The following is a 12,359-nucleotide window of genomic DNA, read 5'->3' on the forward strand; positions in this document are numbered from 1 at the left end:
ATGCAACTTCTTATTTATTGTAATATGCTTTAATCCTATAAAGCAATTATCACGATTCAACAAAAAACCAGCCCTTATGAATAGGCTGGTTTTCCTTCTAATGTTTTTGACTTGATAGATTTTTGAATATAATCGGTAAATAAACTTCAAACGTTGTCCCTTTTCCTACCTCACTGACTAATTCTATATGTCCGTTCAAATTCTCAACAAGGTATTTTACGATTGATAATCCAAGCCCAGTTCCACCAGCATTCCTGCTACGGGCTTTATCGACTCTGTAAAATCTCTCGAAGATTCTTGATTGTTCTTGCTGTGGAATACCAATACCATTGTCTCGAATTTTAATGACCGCTTCCTGATTCAGATAAGTCATTTCTACTTCTACTTTTCCTTTTTCAGGCGTATAAGACACTGCATTCCCTACAAGATTCAATATAATTTGTTTTAACTGATCATGATCCACTTCTAAAGAAACAGTTTCATGATCTATTATAGAAAGTTCCATTTCTTTTAATTCTGCTTTTTGCTGCAAAATTTGAAAAACTTCTTTTACGACTGATTTAGCTTCAATGGGTTCAACATTCATTCTTACTTGTTTTTGCTCCAGTTTAGATAACTGTAAAATGTCTTGCACCATTAAGTCTAGTCTACTGCTTTCTTTCAACATAATCTCCAAAAACTCAACGAGGACTTCTCGGTCTTCTAGCGCTCCATCCAGTAAAGTTTCACTAAATCCTTTTAAAGCCGTTATAGGTGTTCTCAATTCATGAGAAGCATTTGCTACAAAGTCGGTTCGAACTTTCTCGAGTCTTCTAATTTCTGTTATATCATATAATAGTACAATAAAATTGGTCGTTCCTTGAATACGTCCAGGTATTGGGACAATATTGGTATCCACAATTCTTTCATCTTGCAGAAACAAAGAGATTTCTCGATTTTGAAGTTCATTTTTATCAAAAGCCGATTCAATCAATTGATTTAGTCCATAACTTTTAAAGACTTCCAAGTAGCTATGACCTATTTTTCCGTAAAGATTTTCGCCTAATATTTCATTCATAATCGGATTGACCATGATAATTTCTCTATTCTCATTCAAGACCATAACGCCGATGACTAGATGGTTGATTAATTCGCGCATCCGTTTATCATTTTGCTTGATTTCCTGCATTTGTGACTCCAGATTGCCGGCAAGATCATTGATTGTTTCTCCAAGATCATCAATTTCATGATAAGAAGTCGACCGATAACGCGTACCGTATTTCTGGTGAGACAATTTATTAGTTATCTGTTTAATCTCTTCAATAGGATCGCCGATTCTTCTAGTCCAGTAGTAAGTGAACAGTACTGTAAGTAAAAGTGAAGTTGCTATAAAAACCAGTAAGAATCGAATTAACTCATCTGTAACACCTGTCATTTCTTCTACTCGTTTTGATAATCTTAAAATCCCTACAGTTTCTCCATCCGTACTTAGTAAAGGAGCTGCAGTATAGTATCTTAAGTCTTCTGTGCTTGTACTAACACGGTCATACGTACTTATACCGTCACCATTTAAAATCGATTGAATCTCTGGTCGATCCAAATGATTTTCGACCGTGTCTTGATCAGCATGCGAATCATAAATGACATTTCCTGAAAGATCTACAAGTGTAATTCTTTCAGAGACAGCTTCTGCTGCTTTTTCCAGTCCTGTTATCAGTTCATCTAGATCTTGTTCTGAATCAACCGTATCATTTAATTGACTCTGAAGCGTTACAAGTTGTGCCTTTAGATCTTCACCTTGTTGTTCAAGACCTTGTTGCACAAACACATTCGAAGAGATATAGAAGAAAATAATAGAAAAAACACCAAACATCGCAAGGAAAAAGAGAAGAATTCTTCCTCTTAGCTGTTTCATTTAGGTTCCTCAAGTTTATAACCAAATCCTCTTGCTGTCTTGATATATTGAGGGTTCTTTGTATCTTCTTCTATTTTTTCTCTTAAATGACTGATATGAACATCTACAATTCTGGTTTCACCTGCGAAATCATAATCCCATATTGCATTCAACAACTGTTCTCTACTCAAAATCCGATTCTGTCGTCTTGCCATATAAAGAAGTAAATCAAATTCTTTAGGCGTGCATTCAATCGCCTCTCCCTTTAAGCGGACTTCATACTGTTCAGGGAAGATTTCGACGTCTTTAAGAATAATGGATTTTTCAGGCTCGTTTTGAGCCTCTGTTTCAACTTCACTGACTTTCTCATATCTTCTGAAAATAGCCTTCATACGTGCAAGGACTTCTCTTGGACTGAAAGGTTTTGTCATGTAATCGTCTGCTCCAATTTCAAGACCAATGATTTTATCGATCTCAGAATCTTTTGCAGTCAACATGATAATCGGTGTATCTACTTTTTCTTGTCTAAGTCCCTTACAGATATCGATTCCATCTTTAGAAGGTAACATTAAATCTAGAATAATTAGGTCATATGAACCTGTACTCGCCATCTCATATCCTTCTTCTCCATCCAAGGATGCTGTAACCTGATAACCTTCTTTTTCTAAATTATACGATAACAATTTGACGATCGACTGTTCATCTTCGACAATTAAAACTCTTTTCATAGTTTACAATCCCAATCCTTTCGTATAAAACTAGTTTGATCAATAGAAGGTAGACCTTCTATTCTGAGCTAATTATTTAACAAGTTTAATTTCTTCAAGCGTAATTAATCCAAGATCATGTGGATCATCTTCATAAATAGCTGTTTCTGATAGAACGATTTCATTATCGATTCTGTTCACTTTCAAGTGACAATAAGCACGATTTAAGAATAACGATTCATTTAAATCTTCTATTGTGTGAAGCTGTCGCTCGTTACATTCTAATAGTGCATCTCCAATACCCACGCCCATCTTTTCAGCGGGGCTTCCCGGTCTGATTGCGATGACTCTCAAACCTTGTTCAGCTGGACCAAAGCGGAAACTCCACTTCTGCTCACGCTTACGGTGACGATACAGTACAAAAACTCCACCTATCATCAGTACGAGTAATCCAAAAATCGCAAATTCTTTTAACCAGAATGTTAAAGCGAATAAAACCATTCCCGCTACTGACAATCCAAGAAAATCTTTTAATAGACGTTCTTTGGCTTCTTTAGGTATTTGAGCCTGAACCGTATATCTTAGTCCCATTAAAACTGGCAGTAAGAAAAAGGAATAGGTCTGATTACCTATAGAAAAGACTGGCCACCAGTCAAAGAAAGGTCTAAATCCTTCTCCTGGAATAACGAGTAATAAAGGTACGAGCCAAAAAGGCGTCATACGGTATTTGGCAACTAGTTTCCCTCGTTTTGTTGCTAAAAATCTAGGGATAAATTTAGACATATTTCCTGCCTGGAGAACCAGTACAGTGCTTAGTAATAATAATAATGCAATAATAAAGCTTACTTGAGTCAATTCGAACGCTACTGGTAATCCTTGATTGAGTGGGCTGTACCAGTTTTCAGGCATGGAGAAAAATTGATCTGTAGTAACTCCAAAATAAGTTAAGGCCAAGAGCACCAAGCTGGTGACTGAAAAAGTGAATATAGGATGAATAAATCGGTAACCTAATCCCAAGGATAAGATCGTAACGATCTGGTAAAGTATGATCCAGTCAAGTGTAACAGGCATCCCTGCAAACACCGTTAACGCCGATAACAGGAGCCCAGGAAGAAGTCCCCATACTAAAAATCGTTTAATTTCAAAGTTATCTTTATAGATTGTCGCTCGTAGTTGCTTACGGTCGTAACTAATTCTTCTACTTTTTGCTAATAGAACTAATGCTACACCAACTAAAAATAGTGGCTGAATAAAAAATAGTCCAAAAGCGAGTAGCAAACTTTGCAATATATTCATTTAATTTACACCTTTCTTATTTTTCTTTCACTATTATTTTAACACATCTTATGAAAAAGTTATGCATTGGTTTGAATTTATCAGACGATTTCATCTTTAGTCTGTAAAGGTCTTTTTGATCAGATTTCTCTATGCTATACTGTTTAGATTAAGTATCTTCGAACAAGTTTATTCAAGGAGTGATTTGTATGAAACTATTGCAACAGTTGGGTTGGATTTTATTTTATTCTGTGCTTGGTGAACTCCTCTCATACCTTATGCCTTTTGCTGTTCCGGGAAGCGTAATTGGTATGATTTTATTATTTTTATCTCTACATTTTGGCTTACTGAAAATGGAAAAAGTAGAAACTGTAGGTACCTGGTTAACGCAAAATATGGCCATTCTATTTGTGCCGGCTGCAGTGGGTTTAATGATTCACTTTGAATTGATTGCTTCTATTTGGTGGCAGATTGCAATCATTTCTTTGATTTCAACTTCAGCTGTCATGATTGTTGTTGGAAAAACCATTGAACTATCAAAAAAACGAAGACACTCTCGTAGACCAAAAGAAACTGAGGAAATTTAATGAAAGAAATACTTACAAATACCCCTATGTTCGGTCTATTGTTGACCATAATGGCTTACGCTATAGGGCATCATCTACACAATCGTTGGCCTTATCCTATCTTTACACCGTTAATATTTTCTATTATTACAATTATTAGTTTACTGATTCTGTTCGATATAGAATACGAGACATTTTTAATCGGTGGAGAATTTATTCATACACTGATTACGCCTGCTACAGTTTCATTAGCGATTATACTAGAAAAAAATTTCCGCTATTTGAAGAAGCATTATCCTTCTATCTTGTTGGGCGTCGGCATCGGTACGATTGCGCATACACTTGTCATCATATTCTTTATGATTTTATTCAAATTTGATCAGCAAGTTTTTGCTTCTTTTTTCTCGAAAAGCATCACCACTGCTATTGCGATTAGTGTTTCAGACTCTCTGGGTGGGATAGAATCCTTAACCATTACGCTGGTTATCGTAACTGGAACTTTAGGCTCGGTGCTCGGACCGCTACTTTTCAAGCTTACTCATATTACAGACCCAATTGCTCAAGGTGTTGCGCTCGGAAGCGGTGCCCACGCTATGGGCACATCTAAAGCTATTGAACTAGGAGATGTTCATGGCGCAATGTCAGGTCTTTCCATCATCCTGACAGGTATTGCTTACGTCTTACTGGCACCTTTAACCAATTATATCTATCATCTTTCGTTTTGATTTTTAGACAAGTTTTTACCAAATGTGATTCAATTAAAAGAAAAAGGTTAGTCCGAATACAGTTCTGTTAACTGTATCTGGACTAACCTTTTTTGTATTTTAAATTAGTACTATCGTAAATTTCTGTTTAATTAAGGACGTCCAAATCCAGCCACATAGTTAGACCAGTATCCTGAAGTAAAGGAAGCAACTGCAACACCTGTAGATGTTTGCGCTCCGATAAAGCTTCCGCCACCTAAATAAATTCCAACGTGATCAATAGATCCACCTTGATTAAAGAAAATCAAATCGCCTGGTTGTGCTTGAGATTGAGAAATTCTTGTAGTTGCGCTGTATTGTCCAGCAGCTGTTCTTGTAATACTACGTCCTGCTTGACGGAAAACATACTGTACAAATCCCGAACAATCAAATCCTGCTGGCGTACCGCCACCAAATGAATAACGTACACCTTTAAGTCCGTGAGCAATCCCAGTAATAGATCCACCGTTTGAAGGAGCTGGTACATTTGCTTCAGGCGCTTTTGCCGGTTCTGGAGTTGTTTCAGACACTTGATTTGAATCACTTGAAGAAGTACTAACGACTTCTTCAGCGTCAGCTGTTTCAGTTTCTGTTGTATTAGAAACAGCAATGGTCGTTGTTTCAGCAGCAGCTGCTCTAGCAGCTTGTAACTCTTGTACTAATGCTTCAGCAGCTTTTTGCTCAGCAAGGAAAGCTTCTTTTTCTTCTACAACATCAGACTTTTCAGCTGCGATAGAAGCAACTAAACGTTCTTGGTTTGCTTGTTCTTCTTCAAGCTCAGCTTTTTGACTTTCCATTTTTGCTGCTCTTAATGTTTGCTCTTCTTGTTGTGCTAAGGTTTCTTTTTCTTTAGAAACCACTTCTTCTTTGTCAGTTATTTGTTGCTGGATCAAATTTTGGTTTGCTGAAACGATTGTATTTACAACGTCTAGTCTTCCAATAATATCTCCTAATGATTCAGATTCCATTAAAAAGTTCAAGACTGATTTAGAATCTCCTGTTACCTGAACAGCTCTTGCTTGCTCTTCTAATTTCACTTCGCGATCAGCAATAACTGTGTTCAATGTATCGATTTCTTCTTTTAACCGAGTCAAAGTCGTATTCGTTTCTTCCATTTCGCCCATAAGCGTGTTTAATGAGGCTTCTTGCTCAGAAATTTTAGAAGCGACAGCTTCTAATTCTTTTTCAGCTTCGTTTTGGTCTTTAGAAAGGTCTTCTAATTTTTGATTAAACTCAGATTCACTTTCTGGTGAAGCGAATACTGGCATAGCTGGTGTTACAAGATAAGTAAGTCCTAAAGATGCTACTAAAGTTAATTTCAAGATTGATTTCTTATTCAAGTTATTTTCCTCTTTCTATTATGTTTTTTTTAACACTATGTAGTACGAGTGAACGAGAAAAATGACTTTCTCGTTCACTATGATTTTAAACTTTCAAGAATTTTCTAATAGATAAAGCTGATCCTAAACTTCCGATGATGATTCCGATTCCAAGTAGCAAAGCTACAAGTAAAATCAGGAATGGGTTAGGTTCTAACAAGGAATAATAGGTTCCTTGCAATGCATTCATTAAAGTATCGTACCCTTGAAGATAGACATAAGATATAATTCCTACTGGAATTAGTGATCCAAATAATCCAATCAATGCTCCTTCGATTAAGAAAGGCCATCTGATAAACCAGTTTGAAGCACCAACTAGTTTCATAATCTCGATTTCTGTTCTTCTCGAGAAAATCGTAATTCTGATTGTGTTTGCAATAAGGAATACCGCTGTAAAGATCAATGCGATAATTACAATTGCTCCAACATTTCTCACAACACTTGTTACTTCAAACAAACGATCTGCATCTGATCCTCCATAGTTTACGTCAGCAACATAATCAAGTGTTTCTGCTTCTTGCGCAACTTCTGAGGTTTGTTCTGGAGTATTTGTATTGACTACAAAGACATCATACAAAGGGTTATTGTCCCCATCGAATAGTCCAAAGGCATCTCCGTAACTTCCGATAACATTATTTAATTCAGTATCTCTACTAGAGAATTCTACAGATTCAACATTATTTAATCCTTCAAGACTCGCTCGTAGATTATCTCTATCTGCTTCTTCAGCTGCAAGGTCGACGTGAACTCTTATACTGACATCATTTTCAATATCTGAAACGATTTTGTTTACGTTCATCAACATTGCGATAAAACTTCCTACTAGAAGTAAGGTTACCGCTACTGCACTGACCGCTGCCAATGTCATCCAACCATTACGTACAATGCTTCTTAGTGATTCTACAATATGACGCTTGATTGTTCTAAATTTCATATCCGTATTCCCCTTCCTCTTGATCTCGGGCAATACGTCCGTTTTCAACTGCTAAAACCCTGTGTCTCACACGATTCACGATTTCACTATTATGAGTTGCCATGATAACTGTTGTACCTTGATTATTAATTTCTTCTAGTAATTCCATAATGCCCCAAGCTGTTTCAGGATCCAAATTACCTGTCGGCTCGTCAGCAATCAGTACGCGCGGCATGTTTGCAATTGCTCTAGCAATCGCAATTCTTTGCTGCTCACCACCGGATAGCTCATTCGGGAACATTCTAACTTTGTGTTTCAATCCAACTAACTCAAGAACTTCTAGTACGCGTTTTTGAATTTGTTTGGGATTTTTTTCTAGTACTTGCATTGCATATGCAACATTCTCGTATACTGTCAATCTTGGTAATAGTTTGAAATCTTGGAAAACTACACCAACGTGTCTTCTCAAATGGGGAACTTTTTTAGGTTTCAAAGTAGCAAGATCAAATTCGCCTACTTTAACTGTTCCTTTGGTTGGAACTTCTTCTCTATAAATCATTTTAATGAAAGTAGATTTACCTGCTCCACTTGGACCAACAACGTAAACGAACTCTCCTTGCTCAATACGAACGTCCAACCCATTAATAGCTGTGATACCATTTGAGTATTTCTTGTAAACATTAGACATTTCTATCATTATATACTCACCTATCTATTTTGTTTTAAAGTCATCGAAACCTGGTAGGCATGTTGAGACTCCTTTGCGAAACCCTTAAGATTTCTCAAGCCTTTCCTAGTATATCATTGGTTGAAAAGAAGTCTGTTTTAATCCAATTACAATCATATTTCAAAAAGTCATACTTCTTGAGTTAACGACTCAAAAAAGAAACTAATACCCTACTTAAAGTTCTCTTAAAACCACTTTTAGATAAATTTACGGCATAAAACAGTAAAAACTCTCCACTTTCATTCTTAAAACGTATTTAAAATGGTCATTATTGAAAAAACTAATGTTACAGTTGTGTTAAAATCCTCCTCTCAAAAGTATGTCTAAAATTTGACACTTCTCGGTTTCGTAATAAATGTAAAAAGACATTACAGCTTAAAAACTCACTGTAATGCCCTTTTAAATTATTCAGCTGTATTAATTAAAGAACGTAAATAGGCTTCGATGAAACGGTCAAGGTCCCCATCCATTACAACATCTATGTTTCCAGTTTCCTCATTCGTTCTATGATCTTTTACCATAGAATATGGATGGAAAACATAGGATCGAATTTGAGATCCCCAGCCAATTTCTTTTTGCTCGCCTCTTATAGCGGCCATTTCTTGTGCTTTTTCATCAAGTTGTTTTTGATATAACTTCGCTTTCAGCATCTTCATTGCGGTTTCTTTGTTTGCTAGTTGAGAACGCCCCGCTTGACTGGCTGCTACCAATCCGGTTTCTTTATGTGTCAACCTTACGGCTGATTCTGTTTTGTTGATGTGTTGTCCACCTGCACCACTTGCTCGATACGTGTCTACACGAATATCATCTGGGTTGATTTCAATATCGATGTCATCATCTATTTCAGGCGACACTTCTATAGAAACAAAAGACGTATGTCGACGACCACTTGAATCAAAAGGAGAAATACGAACTAAACGATGAACACCTTTTTCTGCTTTCAAAAGCCCGTATGCATGCAACCCTTTTATGAGTATCGTAACACTTTTGATACCAGCTTCTTCTCCATCTTGATAATCTAGTATTTCATAAGAAAAGCCTCTTTTGTCAATCCATCTTGTATACATTCTATAAAGCATCTCGCCCCAGTCCTGAGACTCTGTACCACCTGCACCTGGATGAATTTCTAAAATAGCATTATTATTATCGTATGGTTCGCTGAGTAGCATTTCAAGTTCAAACTGCTCGATTTCTTTTTCAAGAGACTCTACACCTTGTTCAAGTTCAGCTCGCAGACCTGCATCGCTTTCTTCTTCAAGCATCTCCATCATCATTTTGTACTCTTCAACTTGTTCTTCCATAGAACGAAATGCATTATAGGTACTTTTGACTGTATTCGCTTCATCAATAACTTTTTGAGCGGCTTGTTGGTTATTCCAAAATGATGGATCTGACATCTGTTCATCGTATTCTGCAATGTCGACTTCCATTGTCTCTAAGTCAAAGAGACCCCCTGAAGTCAGAAACTTTCTGACTTGCGGCTTGAATTGAATTTCTAATATCACTGATTTCCATTGTTATAGCCTCCTAGATTTATGGTAGAAAAATCCCTCTTGCAAAAAATAAGTCCTCAGGAAATCACAATAAATCCTTATAAAGATTCTTGCCTGAACGAGCATTTACTAAAATGTAAACTTTCGCTGACTCATTGAATTGTAAGAGGGCTGTTTCTTTTTACGAAAAGAGGAAATTAGCCTAATCTCGTATGTGTCTCTTCATCGTGTGAGAAAACGGCTTCTTTCGCTTTCCCGCGATCTGCTTTCCCTTTAGCTGTTGTTTGTTCACGCTGCAAGTTCTGACGGATTTGAGATTTCATCAATAGACGAGTTACTTCATAATCTATTTCACCAATCATGTCTTCAAACAAAGTGAAACCTTCTTGCTGGTATTCAGTTAGTGGATTGAATTGTCCATATGAACGAAGTCCGATACCTTGTCGTAACTGATCCATTTGGTCAATATGGTCTGTCCATTTACGGTCTACTACTCTTAAGATAACCACTTTTTCAAACTCAAGAACTTGTTCTTTACCATTTAATTGAGCGGTTTTCTCTTCGTAATTTTTACGAGAAAGTTCGATTAGTATCGTTTCAATTTCTTTTGCTGATTTCCCTTTTAAATCATCTTCAGATAATTCTTCAGGGTGTACAAGTACGGTATGCGCAAACTCAATAATATGCGAAAGATTCCACTTAGTACGGTCTTCTTCTTGTGTATTTAACTGAACGTAACGTTCAATTGTACGACGAATCATTGGTACCGTTACATAATTCAATGTATCATTTTCTAAAATCACTTCAAGTCTTTGATTGTAAATGACTTCACGTTGTTCACGCATAACATCATCGTATTTCAAGACGTTTCTACGTGTATCGTAGTTATTCCCCTCAACACGTTTCTGTGCGGATTCAACTTGTCTACTAATCATGCGACTTTGAATGACTGCGTCGTCTTCAGAAATTTTGAGTTGTTCTAGAACCATACGAATACGTTCTGAACCAAATCGTTTCATTAAATCATCTTCAAGTGATAGATAAAATTGAGAAACACCAGGATCTCCCTGACGACCAGCACGTCCACGTAATTGATTATCGATACGTCTTGATTCATGACGTTCCGTACCAATAACGGCTAAACCACCCATTTCTTTGACTCCGGGTCCAAGTTTGATATCTGTACCACGTCCAGCCATATTGGTTGCGATTGTTACAGCACCAGGTTGTCCAGCATTTACAACGATTTCCGCTTCTCTGAAATGGTTTTTAGCATTCAATACTTCGTGTGGCACGCCTTCTTTAGTCAATAAACGGCTAATTCGTTCAGATGTTTCAACCGCTACAGTACCGACTAAAATTGGTTGTCCTTTTTGATGACGTTCTTTGATGTCTTGTGCAACAGCATTAAACTTACTTTCAAGTGTTGGATAAAGTAAATCATCGCGGTCATCACGAATCAATTCACGGTTAGTCGGTATAGCGATAACGTTCATATTGTAAATCTCGCGGAATTCTTCTTCTTCTGTTTTAGCCGTACCTGTCATACCAGATAATTTTTTGTACATACGGAAGTAGTTTTGGAAAGTAATGGTTGCCATAGTCTTGGATTCTTTTTGAATCTCAACTCCTTCTTTAGCTTCAATGGCTTGATGAAGACCGTCAGAATAACGACGACCATCCATAATTCGTCCAGTAAACTGATCTACGATCTTAACTTCGCCGTCGTCAACAACATAGTCAATATCCAGTAACATAATAAAGTTTGCTCGCAAAGCTTGATCCAAGTGATGAATCAAGGACTGGTTCTCTAAATCGTATAGATTTTTTACTCGGAATGTTTTTTCAGCTTTTTCTATACCATCTTCTGTAAGAGAAATGGATTTAGACTGAAGATCGATTGTATAATCTTTTTCTTCTTTTAGACCTTTAACAAAAAAGTCTGTACGTGTATAAAAAGAAGTTGAGCGATTAGCTTGACCAGAAATAATCAAAGGTGTTCTCGCCTCATCCACTAAAATTGAATCGACCTCATCTAAAATGGCAAAATTCAATGGACGCTGTGCCATTTGCTCTTTGTATACGACCATATTATCTCTCAGATAATCGAAGCCAAGTTCGTTATTTGTAGAATACGTGATATCACAAAGATACGCTTCTCTTTTTTCATTCGGATTTTTTCCGTTTAAGTTCAATCCAACCGTTAGACCCATCCAACGATATAACTCACCCATTTCTTCTGCATCACGCGTAGCAAGGTAGTCATTTACTGTAACGACATGGACACCTTCCCCTGAAATAGCATTCAGATAAACCGGCATAGTAGCCGTTAAGGTTTTTCCCTCACCAGTTTTCATTTCAGAGATATTTCCTTCATGAAGGGCTATCCCCCCCATTAATTGAACACGGAAAGGAAATAATCCAAGTACTCGTTTAGCTGCTTCTCGAATCGTTGCAAAAGATTCTGGTAGCAAATCATCTAAAGTTTCTCCATTATTAAATCGTGTTTTAAATTCCTCAGTACGAGCTTTCAATGCTTCATCCGTTAAAGCAGCAATCTCGCCTTCCATACTTTCAATCTGGTCAGCGATTTTACCATAACGACGTAGCTCTTTTTTGTCATTATCGAATAAGTTTTTAAGTAAATGAGCCATTTTTAAAAATCTCCTCTTTAATCGTTTAA

The 12,359-nt window shown here is 36.9% G+C and carries 10 protein-coding genes; 2 read left to right on the plus strand and 8 right to left on the minus strand.

Annotation, left to right across the window (positions count from 1 at the left end; translation table 11 throughout):
• Positions 1–97: 97 nt before the first annotated feature.
• The 3 genes from pnpS to ACFP65_RS04815 all read right to left on the minus strand — a co-directional run bounded on the left by pnpS (position 98) and on the right by ACFP65_RS04815 (position 3,876).
• Positions 98–1,894, minus strand: a complete 1,797-nt coding sequence (gene pnpS / locus ACFP65_RS04805) for a two-component system histidine kinase PnpS (protein WP_379916405.1) — start codon at positions 1,892–1,894, stop codon at positions 98–100.
• On the minus strand, positions 1,891–2,601 hold the full coding sequence (locus tag ACFP65_RS04810) for a response regulator transcription factor (RefSeq protein ID WP_379916407.1): 711 nt from the start codon (positions 2,599–2,601) through the stop codon (positions 1,891–1,893). The genes pnpS and ACFP65_RS04810 overlap by 4 nt, the downstream gene beginning before the upstream one ends.
• 72 nt (positions 2,602–2,673) lie before the next feature.
• Positions 2,674–3,876, minus strand: a complete 1,203-nt coding sequence (locus ACFP65_RS04815; RefSeq protein ID WP_379916409.1) for a PDZ domain-containing protein — start codon at positions 3,874–3,876, stop codon at positions 2,674–2,676.
• A 188-nt stretch (positions 3,877–4,064) separates the two neighbouring features.
• On the opposite strand from ACFP65_RS04815, the gene ACFP65_RS04820 reads away from it, so the two are divergent.
• Both ACFP65_RS04820 and ACFP65_RS04825 read left to right on the plus strand, forming a co-directional pair.
• Entirely contained in the window at positions 4,065–4,442 is a 378-nt protein-coding gene (locus tag ACFP65_RS04820) for a CidA/LrgA family protein (protein ID WP_379916411.1), read from the plus strand.
• Positions 4,442–5,146, plus strand: coding sequence for an LrgB family protein (locus ACFP65_RS04825; protein WP_379916413.1), 705 nt, complete (start codon positions 4,442–4,444; stop codon positions 5,144–5,146). The genes ACFP65_RS04820 and ACFP65_RS04825 overlap by 1 nt, the downstream gene beginning before the upstream one ends.
• Before the next feature lie 131 nt (positions 5,147–5,277).
• On the opposite strand, the gene ACFP65_RS04830 is transcribed toward ACFP65_RS04825, so the two are convergent.
• The 5 genes from ACFP65_RS04830 to secA form a co-directional block, all read right to left on the minus strand.
• Positions 5,278–6,504, minus strand: a complete 1,227-nt coding sequence (locus ACFP65_RS04830) for an NlpC/P60 family protein (RefSeq protein ID WP_379916415.1) — start codon at positions 6,502–6,504, stop codon at positions 5,278–5,280.
• Between the two features lie 85 nt (positions 6,505–6,589).
• Positions 6,590–7,477: a permease-like cell division protein FtsX gene (ftsX, locus tag ACFP65_RS04835; protein ID WP_379916417.1), complete on the minus strand. Its 888-nt coding sequence runs from the start codon at positions 7,475–7,477 to the stop codon at positions 6,590–6,592.
• On the minus strand, positions 7,467–8,153 hold the full coding sequence (gene ftsE, locus ACFP65_RS04840; RefSeq protein ID WP_379916419.1) for a cell division ATP-binding protein FtsE: 687 nt from the start codon (positions 8,151–8,153) through the stop codon (positions 7,467–7,469). Before ftsE ends, ftsX begins: the two co-directional genes overlap by 11 nt.
• Positions 8,154–8,587: 434 nt before the next feature.
• Positions 8,588–9,698, minus strand: a protein-coding gene (gene prfB / locus ACFP65_RS04845; protein ID WP_379916421.1) for a peptide chain release factor 2 whose coding sequence is annotated in 2 segments (ribosomal slippage) — positions 8,588–9,625 and positions 9,627–9,698 — 1,110 coding nt in all. Because the reading frame shifts where the segments join, the coding sequence is not laid out codon by codon here.
• Positions 9,699–9,873: 175 nt separating this feature from the next.
• The gene (gene secA, locus ACFP65_RS04850; protein WP_379916423.1) at positions 9,874–12,330 is read right to left on the minus strand and encodes a preprotein translocase subunit SecA; all 2,457 of its coding nucleotides are present in this window, start codon (positions 12,328–12,330) and stop codon (positions 9,874–9,876) included.
• Between the last annotated feature and the right edge of the window lie 29 nt (positions 12,331–12,359).

It is taken from the genome of Marinilactibacillus sp. GCM10026970, from assembly GCF_042660675.1.
Taxonomy (GTDB): domain Bacteria; phylum Bacillota; class Bacilli; order Lactobacillales; family Carnobacteriaceae_A; genus Marinilactibacillus.

Excerpts from the sequence above, each read along its gene's own strand:
- pnpS (WP_379916405.1), bottom strand. The coding sequence starts at position 1,894 with ATGAAACAGCTAAGAGGAAGAATTCTTCTCTTTTTCCTTGCGATGTTT.
- ACFP65_RS04810 (WP_379916407.1), bottom strand. The coding sequence starts at position 2,601 with ATGAAAAGAGTTTTAATTGTCGAAGATGAACAGTCGATCGTCAAATTG.
- ACFP65_RS04815 (WP_379916409.1), bottom strand. The coding sequence starts at position 3,876 with ATGAATATATTGCAAAGTTTGCTACTCGCTTTTGGACTATTTTTTATT.
- ACFP65_RS04820 (WP_379916411.1), top strand. The coding sequence starts at position 4,065 with ATGAAACTATTGCAACAGTTGGGTTGGATTTTATTTTATTCTGTGCTT.
- ACFP65_RS04825 (WP_379916413.1), top strand. The coding sequence starts at position 4,442 with ATGAAAGAAATACTTACAAATACCCCTATGTTCGGTCTATTGTTGACC.
- ftsX (WP_379916417.1), bottom strand. The coding sequence starts at position 7,477 with ATGAAATTTAGAACAATCAAGCGTCATATTGTAGAATCACTAAGAAGC.
- ftsE (WP_379916419.1), bottom strand. The coding sequence starts at position 8,153 with ATGATAGAAATGTCTAATGTTTACAAGAAATACTCAAATGGTATCACA.
- secA (WP_379916423.1), bottom strand. The coding sequence starts at position 12,330 with ATGGCTCATTTACTTAAAAACTTATTCGATAATGACAAAAAAGAGCTA.